The organism is Streptococcus suis (assembly GCF_024509555.1).
GTDB classification, from domain to species: Bacteria; Bacillota; Bacilli; order Lactobacillales; family Streptococcaceae; genus Streptococcus; species Streptococcus suis_AD.
On sequence record NZ_JAMWEL010000015.1, the window covers coordinates 44,774 to 60,509 of the forward strand.

Annotated in this window: 9 protein-coding genes and 1 pseudogene; 3 read left to right on the top strand and 7 right to left on the bottom strand. The window is 43.2% G+C overall.

Features of this window, described 5'->3' with window-relative positions:
* Positions 1 to 141: 141 nt before the first annotated feature.
* The 7 genes from sodA to NF418_RS07385 form a co-directional block, all read right to left on the bottom strand.
* Complete coding sequence (sodA, locus tag NF418_RS07355; protein WP_256779045.1) at positions 142 to 747, bottom strand: superoxide dismutase SodA; 606 nt, start codon at positions 745 to 747, stop codon at positions 142 to 144.
* A gap of 91 nt (positions 748 to 838) precedes the next feature.
* On the bottom strand, positions 839 to 1,870 hold the full coding sequence (gene holA, locus NF418_RS07360) for a DNA polymerase III subunit delta (RefSeq protein WP_256779046.1): 1,032 nt from the start codon (positions 1,868 to 1,870) through the stop codon (positions 839 to 841).
* A 213-nt stretch (positions 1,871 to 2,083) separates the two neighbouring features.
* Complete coding sequence (locus NF418_RS07365; RefSeq protein WP_256779047.1) at positions 2,084 to 3,004, bottom strand: LysR family transcriptional regulator; 921 nt, start codon at positions 3,002 to 3,004, stop codon at positions 2,084 to 2,086.
* Between the two features lie 303 nt (positions 3,005 to 3,307).
* A complete protein-coding gene (locus tag NF418_RS07370; RefSeq protein WP_256779048.1) occupies positions 3,308 to 9,085 on the bottom strand; it encodes a ZmpA/ZmpB/ZmpC family metallo-endopeptidase in 5,778 nt (1,925 codons plus the stop codon).
* 170 nt (positions 9,086 to 9,255) lie between these two features.
* A complete protein-coding gene (locus NF418_RS07375; protein WP_256779049.1) occupies positions 9,256 to 11,493 on the bottom strand; it encodes a DNA internalization-related competence protein ComEC/Rec2 in 2,238 nt (745 codons plus the stop codon).
* A complete protein-coding gene (locus NF418_RS07380; RefSeq protein WP_256779050.1) occupies positions 11,477 to 12,139 on the bottom strand; it encodes a helix-hairpin-helix domain-containing protein in 663 nt (220 codons plus the stop codon). Before NF418_RS07380 ends, NF418_RS07375 begins: the two co-directional genes overlap by 17 nt.
* Before the next feature lie 65 nt (positions 12,140 to 12,204).
* Positions 12,205 to 12,951, bottom strand: a complete 747-nt coding sequence (locus NF418_RS07385; RefSeq protein WP_256779051.1) for a lysophospholipid acyltransferase family protein — start codon at positions 12,949 to 12,951, stop codon at positions 12,205 to 12,207.
* 146 nt (positions 12,952 to 13,097) lie between these two features.
* On the opposite strand from NF418_RS07385, the gene NF418_RS07390 reads away from it, so the two are divergent.
* From NF418_RS07390 to NF418_RS07400, 3 genes and pseudogenes are all read left to right on the top strand, one after another.
* Positions 13,098 to 14,543 (top strand): UDP-N-acetylmuramoyl-L-alanyl-D-glutamate--L-lysine ligase, encoded by a 1,446-nt coding sequence (locus NF418_RS07390; RefSeq protein ID WP_256779052.1) that lies wholly within the window; start codon positions 13,098 to 13,100, stop codon positions 14,541 to 14,543.
* A 181-nt stretch (positions 14,544 to 14,724) separates the two neighbouring features.
* Positions 14,725 to 15,297: a YSIRK-type signal peptide-containing protein gene (locus NF418_RS07395; protein WP_256779053.1), complete on the top strand. Its 573-nt coding sequence runs from the start codon at positions 14,725 to 14,727 to the stop codon at positions 15,295 to 15,297.
* A pseudogene (locus NF418_RS07400) lies at positions 15,285 to 15,602 on the top strand (IS4 family transposase); the annotation flags it as partial. The gene NF418_RS07395 and the pseudogene NF418_RS07400, both read left to right, overlap by 13 nt.
* Positions 15,603 to 15,736 lie beyond the last annotated feature (134 nt).

Consider the following 15,736-nt stretch of genomic DNA (forward strand, 5'->3'; position numbering starts at 1 on the left):
TCAAATTCGGTTCCAATTGTTCTAATATACATGGAACAAGTTAATAATTCTAGAAAAATGGAATCTCAACTTCTGTTATAAAAGAAAGCTCGAAATGACTCAAAAAAAAAAAAAAACTCTTCCTCTAGGAAGAGCACGTTATTATTTGGCAGCTTTATAAAGCTCATCAACCTTATTCCAGTTGATTACTTCAAAGAAGGCTTTGATGTAGTTCGGACGAACGTTTCGGTAGTTGAGGTAGTATGCATGTTCCCAAACGTCCAATGCCAAGATTGGTTTCAAGCCTTGCATGATTGGGGTATCTTGGTTAGCAGTTGAGATAACTTCCAATTTGCCTTCTTTATTGACAACCAAGAAAGCCCAGCCTGAACCAAAGCGAGTTGTTGCTGCAGTCGTGAAGGCATCTTTGAAGGCATCAAATGAACCGAAGGTCGCATCAATATCTGCTGCTAATTCAGCTGAAATTTCTGTTTTTTCTGGTGAAAGTAATTCCCAGAAAAGTGCATGGTTAAGGTGACCGCCACCGTTGTTGATAAGGGCTTGACGGATATCAGCTGGAATTTGCTCCACATCTGACAATAGTGCTACCAAGTCTTCACCGATTTCTGGGTGTTTTTCAAGGGCTGCATTAGCATTTGCAACATAAGTTGCATGGTGCTTGTCGTGGTGAAGGGTCATTGTTTCTGCATCAATATGTGGTTCCAAGGCATCGTATGCGTATGGTAGGTCTGGTAAAATAATTGCCATTTCTTTGTTCTCCTATACTAATTGATATTCTTATTTTACTCCAATTTGAGAGCCTTTTCAATTTTTTTGTCTGAAACTACTAAACAGACACTTAACTCGTTGCAATTTTTAACAATGTAAGATCAAACAAGTAATCCTTATCAAACCGTCCTGTCTTGATTTGATAATCCGTTTCTATCAATAATCGAACAACTTTTTTCAAAAATCCAATGGATAAATAGCGTGAATCGCGCAGAGCAAATTTGATCTGATAAGGATTGACTTTCCGTCCCATGATTTCTGACAATTCTGCCACCATTTGCGACTCACTCTTGCCCTGTTCATGAAGAATCTGGACCTGTAAATACGTCCGAAATTGGGTCAACATTATGGCGATTAGTTTGATTTCATCTTCACCCTGTAATCGTAAATCACGCACAAGCTGACGGGCCTCATCCATTTTGGACTGGAGTACCATTTGTGTCAAGTCAAAAATATTATCCTGTAAGGTCTTTGGAATAGCAGCATCAATATCTGCCATAGTAATCAACTCTTGTCCTTTATAAGACTGCAAGAAGGCTAGATTTTTACTGATTTCAGCAAACTCAAAATTTGATTTTCCAAGGAGATATTGAAAGACATCTCCATCCATATTCAAACCTAGTCGACCAAGCTCCTTCTGGAAATACTGTCGCAAGTCCGCTTCCTTCAAGGGATTAGCTTCCAAGACCAGACCATCTCGCTTGATGAGTTTTACCAAGCGACGCTTGCTATCCAGCTTTCCTGGGGCTAGGATAATCAAACGTGTTGTGTCAACTGGTTTTTCCAAATAGGCCTCAAACTGCTTGAGCTCTTCGTCCGTCAAATGTCGCTTCTTGTCTGTAGTCAAATCAGAAAAATAATCCAGTATGACAACTTTTTCGTCTGAGAAAAATGGGAGAGAAACCAAATCCAAATCTACCTGACGGTAGTCAGCTTCTGACATGTCAAAATAGGCAAATGCAAGAACTGAAGGATCGAAATCAATCTGTCGCAACAATAGATCCTTTGCAATCTGATATTGTCCAACATCCTCACCGCATAGAACGGTCAAGGGACCTAACTTATCTTTTTTTAATGTCTCAATCTGTCCAATAACTAACATGTATACCTCTAATTCTTAATAAATTATACCATTTGAAATAGAATTAGAAAACAAGAGATTTGTAAAAATATACTGTTTGATTTTTTTCAAATAATCACAATATTCTTGTGCCTTCCATAAAAAACAGGTGCCAATAAACCTAGCACCTGATGTATTCTCTATAATACATGAGCCAATTCATCCAGATGTTCAAAAAACAGCTATAATTCAACTCTATCCCTGACTATCTTCACTCATAAGTTCGTAGCCCCTCAAAAATTCATCAAAAACCAGGGATTCAAAATGATTGTTTTTAGAAGTCTTCGATCTACAAATACTGATACCAAACTTTAAGGGATCTCTAAAACGAATGACTCTATGAAAAGCTTTATCAATAAAATTTTCAATCGGTCTAGGCAGGATGGCAACCATGCCTCCTGCCTTGGTCATTTCGATAATAAAATCCCACGAGGAGGATAGACAGGACATGGTCAAATCCAATCGCTCTTTTTTTACCTTCTTTACGATTGCTTGATAACATGAATAATGTTGATCCAAAGTGGTAATGTTATACGGAAGCAAATCTTTCCATTCTAACAGACCTAATTCCGCTAAGGGGTGGTCTAAAGAAACAACTACAATGTACTCATCCTCTAGGATATGTTGTTTTTCATAATATCTCTTATCCAGCTGAACTGGTTCAGTCAACACAACAAACTCTAGCTCATTCTCTAAAAAACGTTCCCTCAGGACTAAGCTACTCCCCTCTGATATTTGTACATTTATACCAGGATAATCCTTAAAAAAATTTAGAAAAGACGATGAAAAATATGCTCGTAAATATACAGAAGGAACACCAAATCGAATGGTCGGACAATTTTTCCTCGAAGCTTTTTCAATCTGTTCCTGCATTTTTTGATAAAGTGAAACAATTTCTGTTGCATAGCGAAAAACTGTTTCTCCAATATCCGTTAGAGAAACTAACCTACCATTTTTTCTGGTAAACAACTGCACACCTTCCGCTTGCTCGAACTGTGTGACGAACTGGCTAAGTGCTGATTGACTAATATGTATCTTTCGTGCAGCTAACGAAAGATTACAATTGGAATCAACAATTGCCTTAAAGTATTTCATCTGAACAACATCCATTCCCATTGCACTCTCCTCCAATATTTTTTCTATCACTCATTACTACTAATAATTATATAATATATCAACGTACTTTTCAAAAAATTGATGTATTGTATGTATTGAATCAGATTACTATTTTTACCAGTATGGAACTAATCTCCTACCTTGAGAACATACCTGAGATTAGACCCCTTCCCAAACTAGACAGTACAGCAGAAATTTTCCATAGATGTACTCATAATGAATAGTACCAGGTACGATACGACAAAAAAAGTGAAACCTAGTCAAAACTAGATTTCACTTTAAAATCAGATTTCGCAACAAGTCCTACTTTTTCTTCCTATCTGTAAAAATAGCTAGATCAGACTTTCTTCGAACCTTCAAAAATATGATTTGACAGATTGCGGACAGGATGCCAAGCAAGGCTAGATTATTATTTTTATCACCCGTAGCAGGTAACTGTCCATTCGTCCCTATTCTAGATCTTACTGAAAATACTGGGGCTACCTTTTCTTTTGCAGCTGGATTTGAACTATTCTCAATATCTACCAGAATTCCTTTCGACAAACTCTGCCCTGTAGTCAATCGTCTCACCATCTCATCAACCGTCAGTATCGGTCTATCAAAGAGTAATGATTCCCCTTTAGCTGTTACTAGCGGTGGAAGAACGCCTTGTGGCAATTCGTGTGTGACACCTTCGCCTTTGGCTGTTTCTAGCGGTGGGAGGACACCTTGCGGCAATTCATGGGTAACACCTTCGCCTTTAGCTGTTTCTAACGGCGGAAGAACACCTTGTGGCAATTCATGGGTAACACCTTCGCCTTTAGCTGTTTCTAGCAGTGGAAGAACACCTTGTGGCAATTCATGGGTAACGCTTTCGCCTTTGGCTGTTTCTAACGGTGGAAGGACACCTTGCGGCAATTCATGTGTAACGCCTTCGCCTTTAGCTGTTTCTAGCGGTGGAAGAACTCCCTCTGGCAGTTCATGGGTAAAGCCTTCACCTTTGGCTGTTTCTAGCGGTGGAAGAACTCCTTCTGGCAATTCATGTGTAACGCCTTCACCTTTGGCTGTTTCTAGCGGTGGAAGAACTCCTTGCGGCAATTCATGGGTAACGCCTTCACCTTTAGCTGTTTCTAACGGTGGAAGAACTCCTTCTGGCAATTCATGTGTAACGCCTTCGCCTTTAGCTGTTTCTAACGGTGGAAGGACACCTTGCGGCAATTCATGTGTGACACCTTCGCCTTTGGCTGTTTCTAATGGTGGAAGGACACCTTGCGGCAATTCATGTGTTACGCCTTCGCCTTTGGCTGTTTCTAACGGTGGAAGAACACCTTGCGGCAATTCATGTGTAACGCCTTCACCTTTGGCTGTTTCTAGCGGTGGAAGAACACCTTGCGGCAATTCATGTGTTACGCCTTCACCATTAGCTGTGTGTTGAACAACTACCTGAACAAATACTCGCTTCTGACTACCATCATCATATTTGACAAGGACTGGTATGCTGTGTTCGCCAAGAGTAGTTGGAAGAGGGTTTACAAAGCTCTTTTCAACAGGACCTGCTTGGGCATCAACCTGAACCTTGGCCAAAATAGCAGTTTCTACCGCAGTCAGATTATCATCCGTCTCATAAACATGCTTCTCCCCAACAGTAACTGCATAGACATCTGCTTTCCATGGGTTAACCCGAATTGGGATAGCCAACTCATGATTGTCCTTACGAACTTGAAGACCGGTCACTTGTGGTGTCAGATTAACAGGCACCAATTCCACACCGTACTCACCAAATTGGTCTGGAGTAATAGTTTTGGACAGACCTTGATTGTCCACCAGTCTCACTTGAAGACCTGACAAGTCTATCGTGTCTGCTGGGCGATAGTCAAGTTTGGTCGGTGAAGTCACCAATTCAAGAGTAGTAATAGCAGTTTTATCGAATACTTTGACCAATTCCAATGGAATCTCAATTGTCTTAGAAGTTTGGATATTGTTTAATTGAGTCTGGTCAAAACTTGATGCAATTTCATAATGTCCTTGGGCTGGTTGAGGCAAACGAGCAGCCAAATCTGTCACAGAGGAACCGGCTGGCAAGGTCAAGCTTTCTTCCTTGACAACCGTTTCACCATCTTTGAAACGGAGGTTGATTTGGATATCTTGTGGTGTCTGTGTCGACTCTGTTAAACGATAGGAGATTCCCTCATTGCTCAAGCTAAAACGGTCCGATTGGTTTTCCAAGGCAATTCGAACAGTATCTGCAAAGCCACCTTCAGCAGTCACGAATACCTTATTCACATGAGGACTTAGATTATGCTCAAATCCTCTAACAAGTACTTCAACAGTACCTTCAATGCTACCTGTTACTGCTAGGCTAGCTGTAGCTGGGACAATAACCTTTCCTTGACCAGATAGCTCTCCAAGCGTTACTGGATCATTGGCAATGTTCAACTGCGTGCCAGATGCAAGTTCTACACCAGTTGAAATCTCAGTTACTTGTTCAGACAAGGTCACGTCTGCCCGATTAACTAGTGAGAGACTTTGGATATTTTGTAAGTTAAGACCATAAACACGTGCAGTATCAATGGTAACAGTATTGTCTAAACTCGCACTTCCATCTATGGATTTCAAACTACTAGATTTTGAAATAACAGACACTGGTCCCTCAACAAGCTCCCCATTAACACCTGACAGTTTAATACCTTGATCGGCATTGACAAAATCCGACAGGATTGAAATCGTCACAGGAATGTTGCTTGCTGAATCTGCATTTCCTGCGTAGATTGTGTTAAATCGTGTATCTGAACTTCCGTTGGTAATAGTGATTTGCCCATGATTTCCTGCTGGATCGCCCGTACGAGAGCCGGCAACCAGGCTTGGACGGAGATTGCTTTGAGCTTGACTTATGGTTGTAGAAACTCTATCAAAGGTCAAATGGTAACCATTGGCATAGATTGTTGCTTGTTGACTGGCATCCACAATCATATTCAGCGTCATGTTGGCAAAGGTTACATCATTACCCAATTCTACATTTGGACCTCGGAAGGTGAGGCGATGCCCTTGACCATCAATTGTGACCGCCTTATTGATAAGGAAAGGCGTTTCTTGACGATGTTGAACATCACTTACCAATTTGATGGTATCACCATCCCTAGCTTGAGAAAGTGCATAAGTCAAGCTATGATATGGATTAGCTTCCGTTCCTTGACCGTCTCTGGATTGTTCATCCCCTTGAGTAACATAGAGGTCACGCGCCTGAACTTCTTGATAAATACTTGAACGGAAGTCATCTGTATCCTTCAAATAAGCCTGGAAGATGCTCTTTTTCAATTCTTGAACAGCTGAAACTCTAGTTGACAAGGCTACCCTGTTGGTTGCATTAAGTTTCATCTGTTGCAAATCTTTGGCAATGGCCACATCCATCAAACTCTGAATAGCAGTGAAATCGCTGGCTACACTAGTGGATTTTAGCTCAGTAACCTTGGCAATGCGACGGTCAAACATGGCCTTCTTAAAGGTTGCTAGGTCTCCTCCATATTCTGGCATAATGGCATTCAAAGCTGCCTGATCATTGACATATTGGCCAGAAACATAGGCTACCATTCCTTTTTCATAACCATATTCTCCCAGAATATCATAGGCATTTCTTCTAAAACTAATGTCACCTACTGTTCCTGCATTGTTTTGCAGACCTGCATAGACAGGCTCAAAGAGAGGAATGGTGTAGTAAGAATTAGTCCGAGCTGTTCCTGTGGTATTGAGACCATCAAACTTGTAGCGACCTGAAATCAATTGCTTATCTACAAAATCATGGACAGATTGCAAACCTGCTGCTAAATCTCTCGAAATTGGTTGAGCTTGATCTGTCTGACCACCATTAGCACTTGCGACAAGGCTCAGCTGATTAAGTAGGACCGCCCTGTCTTCAGGTATCTGCCCCAAGATAGACTGAGCTTCTGCGTAGTCTAAAGTGTACAAGACGTCCAAGATACCCTGCATATAGGTCTTGAGGTCATCACTTGTTTGGAAACGGTCTGGACTAGCATTTTGTGTCCGATTCTCCCCCATACGATAGGCTGTATTGATAATAAAGCTTGGGTCTTGATAGGGTGTTTTAGCAACATCCATGGACTCAAACATTCCTCTGGCAAAAACTTCTTGTAACTGGCCAGCTCGTCTATCATAGCCATTTAACCAAACGTTCTTATCAAACATATGGGTCAATTCATGGGTATAGACAGACTGACCTGCCTCAGACAGGGATTTTTTCAAAAAGAGATTAATGGAAGTCTTTCCATTGGCCTGACCATCAGCTTGTAAAAAGTTGGCATAAAGGTTGAGCGGTCTAATGAATTTCTCGACCCCTTCTAAAACTCCTGAACCATATTTTGGTGAATAAAGTTCTTGAACACGCTGAGCAGCTGTCCCTAGTTTCTGCGGACTGTCAACCACAATAATCGGTTCGTGATTGGCTAGAATATCCCTGTTCTGACTGATGCGATGCCAGAATTTCAAAAAGCTTTCCTGATCATCAGCATAGGATTGTAAGTTAGCTTTAAATGTTGCCAAGCCTGTCTGGTCACCTGCTCGGACATAGGATTCCGTTAAACCGTAGTTGACTGTGTTTGAAGTGCTAATGGCATATACAAGATCAGTAGGTAGGGTCAGGAGAGGAATGAAATGGTTGTTCAGACGTACATTGCTCTTTAATTTCTGATAGAGCGAGGAATTGCCATATGGAGATTGGGACTCTGCCAGATGAGCCCTGCTAGTCTCCTTAAACCATTGCTCCCCTGTTTTGCCTGGTTCAAACAAGCTTACTCCCTTCTCCACAAAGGAGAAAATATCAGCTTGATTTGTAATTGGAGCTAGTTTGGTTTGGTAAGTAGTCGCTGACTGTCCTAAGGTCAAATCACGATAGGTTAAAGTGTTCAAAATACTAAGTGTATTTAAGGGGGTGCCTCCACCACCAAAAAACTGAGGGTGATACAAGATTAAATCTTGGGCCTGATGTTGACCAAATTCAAAGGAATATTGACGATCCAGATAGGAAAGACCTGCTAAAATCTTCTCCTTATTACGACGGATATCCTCTACATTGACCTGACTTGATTTCTCAAAAATACCTGTCAGAGTCGTTTCAATCTTAGCTTTTACTCGCTCAAAACTCTCTCTCATATCCAGCATATCCATATAGGCTGTCTGCTTGAGAGACTGCAGCTGGTCAGCTGACAGAGCACTTCCCCCATTTTCCTTCCGAATGGCTGTCTCTAGAGCAGTTTTTTCAAGAAAACTTTCCTGATGAGACAAGTGGGGATAGAGCGATTCGTAGGTCACAGCCACAAAGTCATTCTTCAGCGAAGCAACCTGCTGCGTAACTGCCTCGCTGGTCTGACTTGTCCTTGGCTGAGTCGTCGCAGGGACTATCTGACTACTACCATCCGAATAAACCACTTGAAACTGCTGAACTGTTTGTCCATTGACAGAGGTCATAAGCTCCCCTTGGTCATCTAGTGGCAATTTAGCAACTTCATTGGCAGCTACACTACGAGCCATGGGTACTGAACGAAGTACAGGTTGGACTACTTCTTCTGCTAGCTGGTCGGTCGGAGCAGAGCCTACTGCTGCCGTTTCTGCTACCCGATCTGTTGTAGTTGGCTCTACAGAAGATTGGATCGGGGTTTCAACAACTTTTTGAGGACTTTCTGTCCCTACACTAGGTTCACTTACATTCTCTTCCGACAGGGATTGAACTGAGTTTGCCTTTTCTTGATTGAGTGTTGTTGATTGATTTTCTTGGATAACTGGGGTCTGTGAGACGATAGAATCAGTTTGAGTAGACTGAACTACTGGAGACAAAGTCTCTGTGAGAACTGGTTCTGTCAACTGAGTTCCCACCATCTCTGAAACCTGATTACTTGTTTGGTCTTGACCTGAATCATCTGTTACTGCCTGACTCATTTGCTGGCTACTAACAGGAGTTTGGCTTGCCTCTTGGGCAGCTGCAACCTGCCCTCCAGCAACACTAAAGCTAATTGCTAAGGCAACAGATACGACACCTATAGAAAACTTACGTATGCCAAAATGCTGCTTTTTTTGTAAAAAATTCAAATTCATTAAAATATAGTCTCCTTTTGAGCTAAATAAAAACTCTACTACAATTATATAAGTAAGAAGAATGAAATGCAAAGAATACGCTGTCAATTTTACCGCACAAAAAAAATTTCCCAACAAATGGCGTTAGGAAACTTATAAAAATAATTTTATTGTAGTAAACAGTTCGAACTTCACTCCCTCACCGTCTCAATCTTCCACTCCTTCCAACCTCTAAAGCGAATAGCTCCTTGCTGATCGGTGCGATAGAATTGGATATTCCGGCTGTCAAAACGGTCCAAGGTTTCTTGGTGGGGGTGTTTGTAACGATTGTTTTCTCCTGCAGATACCAGAGCAATCTTGGCACCGATATGGTCTAGAAATTGAGGATAGGAAGACCCTTTGGATCCGTGGTGACCAGCCTTGAGTACATCAACAGGTAAGTTGGGATAGGAATCTATCAAGTCCAACTCCCCCTGCTCCAAGTCCCCTGTAAAGAGAAAATTAGTTTTCAGCAAGCGACCGTAAAGAACAATAGAGTCATTATTACCACCGTCTCCTGTCCCATCTGGATAGAGGACTTCCAGATAGGAGTCAAAAATTGGCAAGCGATCGCCCACTTTTACCACATGGACAGGCACATTGATTTCTTTCAAGGTTGCTACAAAGTCAGGCACCGTCAGACTTCCCGGCGACACGACAATCCGACCAATTTGTACCTGCTTAGCCACTTCCAGCACATCGCCCACATGGTCTGTGTCTGTGTGGGTCAGCACTAGACTATCAATCCTGTCCACACCTCGACTATGCAGATAGGGAATCAAAGTCCGCTCTGCATTTGCCTGCCGAGACCGCTCCTGCCACGCTTCCTTGGCCGCGAAATCGACTCGTCCGCCCACATCAATCAGAACCGTCCGCCCCCGCAAATCCCGCAAAAAGATGCTGTCCCCCTGCCCGATGTCCACCACCGTCACCTCGTTTTCCAGCGGGTGTTTGGTCATGAAAAATAGCAGAGCGAGGACCAAGCTTAGTCCCAGGAGCCAGTTTTTCTTCCTGTGAAAATCATAAAGTAAGAAGAGACAGACCAGCAAGAGAACAAGAATTATCCCAGACGGCTGGCCCAGTATCCACGGTCGCAATCCCAAATCCGCCACCCAGACAATGATTTTTTCCATAAAGACAAAAAATCCGTTGACCCAGGTCATCTTGACAACTGGCGACAGGAGAAAAATGACTGACAAACCTGGCAAGAGTAGGACATCAAAGACAAAGGAAAAGACAAAGGTCAAGAGGATAGATAGAGGCTGAAAGGCATAGAAATAGGTCATAAGCACCGGCAAAATTCCCAGTGAAATACTGAGGCTCTCCACCGCAGCCTTTTTGACCTGCCCCAAATCCTCAAAATCAAAGACCGTCAGCAAGAAAGCATAAGTAAAAGTCAGCACTCCTCCTGCTGTCAGTAAAAATCGGGGCAGTATCAACAGACAGATAAAGACCGTCACCGCAAAATTATCCAACTTCCGCAAGCCTAGATTACCCAGAATTTTTTGGACCAAGGACCGTACCACCGACACAGAAAAGCCTGTCAAACCAGCATAGACAAGGGAAAAGGGAATTTGTAACTTATCCACTGTTTCCTTGGTCAAGCCCAGACGCAGCAAAATCCAACGAAACTTGTCGATGAAAAAGCCCACCTGCATACCAGACAGGGCAAAGAGATGAATGATACCTAGACTGGAATAGAGGTCACTCATCTGGTCAAACTCACTATCCAAGTCCCCAAACAAGAGCCCTGTCATGTAGTGACTCATAGGTGCTGGAAAATTGGTTTTGATATAGACCAAGGCCTGCCTCCGCCAGCTTGATAGCCAGTCAAAAACATTCCAAGACTGGATAGGAACAATCTTCTTAATCGCCGTTAGCTTGACAGTCCGATATATCCCCTGTGTTTTCAGATAGGTCTGATAGTCAAAGCCCTTGAAATTCCGCTGACCAGCTGGCAGGCTGACCTCTGCTTCCACTTCTAGCTGGACCAGGTCTGCCAGCTTTTGAAAATAAGCTTGCTCCTCCTGACTGGCTAATTTGTAGAAAACTTGATAGGTTTGTCCGTCAGCCCGACCACGAAAAGACAAGCTGTCGCCATTGATGTCTATGGTATCTGGAATGACCTGCACAGTTGTGAGTTGCTCTGGGGCTGACTGGTCTGCCCGCTCCCATTGGACCTTTTGGCATCCGAAAAACAGACCGCACAGGGCTAGAAGCGGCAGCGTCTTGATGAACACTGCCTTACCTTGCCTAAATCCAAAGACCAGCAACAACAAACTCAGCAGGCCCATTGTCAAGAGGGAAAAAGAGTGGACTGCAAAATAGGCCGCCACCGCCAAGATTGCCAGGTGAATGGGCTGGCAGGGGGGCTTAATCGACCGTGACATAAGGTCGAATGCTTTCCATGGTCTTGTCGCCAATGCCCGAAACATTGTTGAGGTCATCGACCGACTTGAAGCCGCCGTTGGCCTCGCGATAGGCGATAATGTCCGCCGCTCGCTTGGCACCGATGCCCGAAATGGTCTGTAGGTCCGCCTCGGTCGCCGTATTGAGATTGACTAGACTGGTATTTTTTTCGTCTTGGGACATAGCAGAGCTGGCAGTCGTGCTGGCCACCACCGAGATATTTTCATCCTTGCTGGCCACATAGACTACCGCTTCGTCGCTGAGCTTCTGAGCCAGATTGATAGACTTGGGATCTGCCTGACTGGTCAAGCCGCCAGCTGCCTCTACTGCATCATTGACACGCGCACCAGCTTCTAAGGTATACAGCCCTGGTTTTTCCACCGCTCCTTTGACATCAATGACTAGCTGGGTGGGCTCTTCACTTGCTTCTGTACTGACTTCTTCAAGCTGCTCCTGACTGCTCGAAGTTTGTTCAGTCTGGGAAAAATCTGTCAGACCCGTCTGATCAGACTTGGCTGGTTGGCTGAATATTAAGAACGTCGCCATTAGCAAGCCAGCCACTGCGGGCAGGGCAATCTGCCACTTGTATCCTTTAAGCATTTCTATATAGGTTTTAATCGTATCCATAAGTTACCTCCACCTATATAGTTCGCAAAAAATACAAAAAAACCCGCTTTCTGCGAGTTTTAATCCTATTTTTTATCCAACTGAGTGCTTGGTTGCCAGAAAAAGCTGGCGATATAGCTAAAGACATAGGTCAAGCCTAGGACAAGCGCAACTAGTAAGAGCACAGGAACACGGTAAATGTAAGTCAAGATATTTGGTTTTTTCTTGGTTTGGAAAGAAGCTGCGTGGTTATCCAATCGCTTGAATTCCGCTTCGATTCGACTAGTCACTTCCGCCGTACCTGCATCATCCACACGCTTGATGTCCGAAACATCGATAGGATTTCCAAAAGCCACATCGATTCGCTCACCAGCTAAGAGCCCCTTAATAGTCATGGGACCTACGTAGGTTGCAGGCATGAGTTTGACCTTGGCTGACTTGGCAATGACCGCCACACCACCTTTGAGTTCAGATGAATGACGACTTCCTGAAGGAAACATGACCAGCGAACGATCACTTTTTTTCAACATGTTGACTGGATACTTGATGGCTGCCATGCCAGGATTGTCACGGTCAATTGGAAAGGCGCCACATTTTGAAATCCACCAGCCAAAACCGCGGTCCTTGAAGAGTTCTTTTTTGGCCATAAAGATGAACTGCTTGGGAGCAGCTGCGTAGCCAAGAAAGACTGGATCCCAGAAGGTTTTGTGCGGGGCGATGAGGATATAATTTTCCTCCTGTGGCAAAATCTTTTCTCTATCATGATAGTGAATATTGCCATTGATGGCCCACAACAAGAATGTTAATAGTGTTCGTAGATAAGAATAAAACATAAACTTCTCCTTTTTCAATCCCTCCTATTATAGCACAAATTTACTCCTGGGCGAAATGTCATATTCATTCAACTTTACGGTCAAAATACCCACTATTTACATAGCCCAGACTTGTCAAATATCCTCGATAGGTTTACAATAGAAGCATGATTACAATTGAACGTGTAGTAGATATCTTAAAAGCGGATGACAACTTCCGCTATATCAAACAAAATAACCAGACTGACAGCACATGGACGGATGTCCAGTTTGACGCTCTCAGCTATGACAGCCGGACTGTTAGCCCAACGACCCTCTTTTTTGCCAAAGGTTTGGCCTTTAAGAAGGAATTTCTGGAAAAGGCTATCGAGGCTGGGCTGGCTTTTTACGTGTCTGAAATCGACTATGAGGTCGGCATTCCTGCTATCATTGTCCACGACATCAAGCAGGCTATGAGCCTGATTGCCATGGAGTTTCACGGTCATCCCCAGAAACAGCTTAAACTCCTGGCCTTCACCGGCACAAAGGGTAAGACAACGGCGGCTTATTTTGCTTTTAACATTCTCAAAATCAGCCACAAGCCTGCCATGCTTTCGACCATGAACACCACACTGGACGGCAAGACTTTCTTTAAGTCCACCCTGACCACGCCTGAAAGCCTGGACCTCTTTGCCATGATGGCGGAGGCGGTCAAGAACGGCATGAGCCACTTGATTATGGAGGTGTCCAGCCAGGCCTATCTGGTCAAGCGGGTTTACGGGCTGACCTTTGATGTCGGCGTTTTTCTCAACATCAGTCCCGACCACATCGGCCCCATTGAGCACCCAACTTTTGAGGACTATTTCTATCACAAGCGGCTTTTGATGGACAATAGCAGAGCGGTTATTGTCAATGCAGGAATGGACCATTTTGAGGTGGTAAAAGACCAAGTTAGCTCAAAGGACCATGACTTTTATGGATCGAACTCTGAAAATGAAATCACTCAGTCAGCAGGTTTTGACTTCACAGTGACCGGCAAATTAGCTGGCCATTACGACATCCAGCTGATCGGTGGTTTCAACCAAGAAAATGCCATCGCAGCAGGACTGGCCTGTCTCCGTTTGGGAGCAAGTCTGGAAGATATTCACACAGGGATTGCCCAAACCAATGTCCCTGGTCGCATGGAAGTCCTGACCCAGCAAAACGGTGCCAAGGTCTTCGTGGACTACGCCCATAACGGCGATAGCGTGAAAAAGTTAATCGATGTCGTCTTGGAACACCAGACAGGTAAGGTCATTCTGATTTTAGGGGCTCCTGGTAACAAGGGAGAAAGTCGCCGCAAGGACTTCGGTCTTCTGCTCAATGACTATCCGCAGATTGAGGTCATCCTGACAGCTGATGATCCCAACCGTGAAGATCCAGCTGCTATTGCTGAACAAATCCGTGCCCACATGACCCGTCTAAGCGACTTTATCTTGGACCGAGAAGAAGCCATTCGCACAGCCATGAGTCAAACAAGCTCCCCGAAAGATGCTGTTATCATCGCAGGCAAGGGAGCCGATGCCTACCAGATTGTTAACGGAGAAAGGGCAGCTTATGATGGTGATATTAAAGTAGCGAGTAAATACCTTTGATCTAACTAATTTTTCTATAAAGCAAATAAATCTATCCTCATCTAGAGAGTTCAAGACTGTGAAAAATCAGTTTTGAACTCTTTTTTACTACAAAAATGAAAACGCTTGCCAACTACCGTTAATTTTATAAAATATTATCGATGTTAATATACTATTATAATAAAAGAAGAAAGGAATTCTGATGAAAAATAAAAGAAAGTCTGTCTTTGATCGTCAGTTAGTCTATTCCATTCGTAAATTTGGAGTAGGGACTGCCTCCATTATGATAGGGAGTTTCTTATTTGGACAACATCTAATCGCTGCCCAACAAATAGAGCCGTCACTTGACACTACAGCTAGTCCTCAAATCGAAGGAATCTCACAAACTAGCAAGCAAGATCCACCAATTAACTCCTCTACCGAGACAAGAGATCTAGAACTCAAAGCTAGCCCAGTTAACGAAAGTATCTCTACCACTGAAAATGAGTCAACATCACAACTTCTGATGTTTGCGAGAGAAAGCAGCGAGGAGACAACTACACCTACAGAGAACAGGGTGGAGGAAATTACACCTGTTTCTAATCCAAGTGCTGATTTTAACAAATTTACCTTTACTGGCTCTTGGACCAAGAATGCGAATGAAGCTTACATAGATGTAGCAAAAACAGCTGACCAATCTGGACTTTATTATGAAATTCCTTTCCTTGGAAATGGGATTGAATTGTATGCCCATAAGGCAAGAAACCATGGTATTATCCGTGTTCAATCGGTCTGACTCATTTTCATGCAAAAAAGAAGGAAGGAATTCTCCAAGAAATCTACGCTCGCTTTATCAATTTTAATGTTTGTAAATGGCTAACCTCACACGTTACCATTAAAACATCAAAGTTAAAACAGACTTATAAAATTTGTTTTTCAGACGCTGTTTATGCCTGTCGAAAATTTCTTAGAAACAAACTCTCTTCCTTCCAATTGGAAACCCAAGTTGCCAAACATTTATCCATCGTCCGACCTAATCGAACATTCCAAAGAAAGATAAGAAGCAAGGCACCTGTAAGCTTCACTTATAGAGTAACATAGTTATTGGGTAACCGCCCAATAACAAGGTATCTATCCACTCACTCCTTCCTCCGGTATACTGTTATAAAAAACAAACTGGAGGATTTATTATGTCTCAGCCCATCGTCCCATTGACTATTCCCCAATCTCGCCGC